The sequence below is a fragment of the Hymenobacter agri genome, from assembly GCF_054778495.1.
In genome coordinates this window covers 1-2,046 of sequence record NZ_BAAGZM010000693.1, presented here as the reverse complement: position 1 = coordinate 2,046, position 2,046 = coordinate 1, and the positions used below count along the sequence as shown (strand labels likewise).

The following is a 2,046-nucleotide window of genomic DNA, read 5'->3' as shown; positions in this document are numbered from 1 at the left end:
GCGCCCACCAGGGCCTGGTAAGCCGGCACGTTGGCGGCGGCCAGCAGGGCGCGGGTGTAGTTGCTCAGGGCCTTGCAGTCGCCGTAGCCGCTGCTGGCCACGGTGCTGGCCGGAAACGTCTGCCAGCCGCCCAGGCCCAGCTGCACCGAGATATAGCGCGTGCTGCCCTGCAGCAGCTCGTACACGCGGCGGGCGCGGGCCCGGGCATCGGGCAGGTCTTTGGTGAGGGCCTGCACTTTGGCAACGACGTCGGGCGGCAGCTGGTCGCGGTTGGCGTTCAGGTCGTAGGTCCATTTTCCGAGGCCCTGCCAGGTGGCGGCAGTGCCGGCGTGGCCCTGTACCTCAAAATTGCCCGGGGCCAGCACCACGGCCGGCGTACGGTCGGTGAGGGGCGGCGCATTTTCCTCGTCGTCGATGGCGGCCAGATTAGCCAACTGCCATTCGTATACTTCCTGGCCGCCCGTGGTGCTGTGGTCTACTTTCACGCCGGCAGGCAGCTGGCGCTCCTGGTAGCGCAGCGGCAGCGCGGTGGGCGTGCTCACGCGCAGGGTGGCCGCTTCCACGGCCACCCCTTCGCCTTCCTGAGGCTGAAAATCGGGATAGAACAACGCGTTGTCTGACACGATTTCGTAGTCGAACTCCACCGTGTACGGGCCCTGCGGCTGGCGCAGGTCGGCGTAGCGCACGCGCACGTCGGTCATGAAATTGACTCCGTCGTTGCCCACTCCTTCGTCTTTAATCTCGGCGGCCCGCAACTGATGCAGCAGGCGGCCATCGGCGGCGTACACGGCGCCACGCAGGTAGCTCAGGGTGCGTAAGGCGTCGTAGCCCACGCCAAAGCGGCCCAGGTCGTCGCCGGCATTGTCGAGCACCGTTATCACGCGATGCACGGTGTGCACCAGCCGGCTGGCCGACTTCACCGTGATGACTTCATCGTCGGCGCGAATCACGGCGTGGGCGCCTTCGCGCAGGGCCGCCGGAATGTCGGCCACTGCGTATTTGGGGGCCGGCGCGGCCACCGCGAGAGTGCTCAGGGGCAGCAAAGCCAAAAAAGGCAGCAAAGCTTTCATAGTGAAACGACGAGGCTAAACTTTCTTTTTAATCACCAGCTTCTCACCCTGCTTCTCCAGCATCAGACGGTAGAACTCGCGCAGGTTGGTGTATTCGGCGGCGGCGTACACGGCCTTGCGCAGGTTCAGGCGGCTGGTGATTTGCACGGTGCCGGGCGCCCCGGCCGCCACGCTGTACAGGAAGCGGCCACCGCCGTCCGGCAGGTCCACCACGGCCGGCTTGGGCATTTCGGCCAGCTCGTAGCCCTCGGGCAGCGTCAGGGTCACCATTGTGGTTTCGTCCTGCGGTGCCGCGAAATCCACCGGAAACAGTCGGTCGTCGTGGCGGAAGGGGTTTTGCTCGGAATCGAACTCGCGCAGCGGGCTCAGGTAAAAGGTGCCAATGGCGGGCTGGTCTTCGGCGGGCTGGGCAAACTCGTAGTCGAGGCCCAGGGGCTTCGACACATCTTCGCGGGCCGACACGGTGAGCTTGGGCACCGTCCAGCCACTGTGGGAGGCAATTTTTTGGGCCAGAAACTTCTTCTCGCCCAGCTCGGAAAGCGTGCGCCGGCTGTGCACGCCTGCGTAGCCGCCGTGCTCCTCGTGCACGTTGCCCGTGAGGCCCCCGTGCGCATCCAGCTTCAGGTTGACTTGCTGGTAGTGCACGTAGTGCTGCGCCGGCGTGAGGTCGACCCAGCGGCTGGCGGCGGCATCGCGCATCATCAGCCGGCCTTGCTGGTTGAGGCAGCGCTCGGGCAGCACGCCACAGGGCAGCAGCGGGTCGGTGGCATCAATCAGTAAGTCCTGGTTGCCATCGAGCGGCACCAGCGCCAGCACGTAGTTGAAGCCGTCGAGCAGCGGGATAGCCGGGTTGAGGCGACCATGCGCCCGCGTGCTCATCAGCACCGGATGCGCCGGCAGGCCGGCGCCGCGCAGGGCCGCAATCAGCAGCAGGTTCACATCGGCCGCGGTGCCCAGGTGGGCATCGTAGGCCTTG

At 66.4% G+C, this 2,046-nt stretch carries 1 protein-coding gene and 1 pseudogene; both read right to left on the bottom strand.

Annotated features, from left to right (window positions below; translation table 11 throughout):
* A partial coding sequence (locus ACYVDE_RS21130; protein ID WP_460503512.1) for a DUF3857 domain-containing protein occupies positions 1–1,049 on the bottom strand: 1,049 nt, incomplete at its 3' end.
* Positions 1,050–1,085: 36 nt separating this feature from the next.
* Positions 1,086–2,046 (bottom strand): annotated as a pseudogene (locus tag ACYVDE_RS21125) (hypothetical protein); the annotation flags it as partial.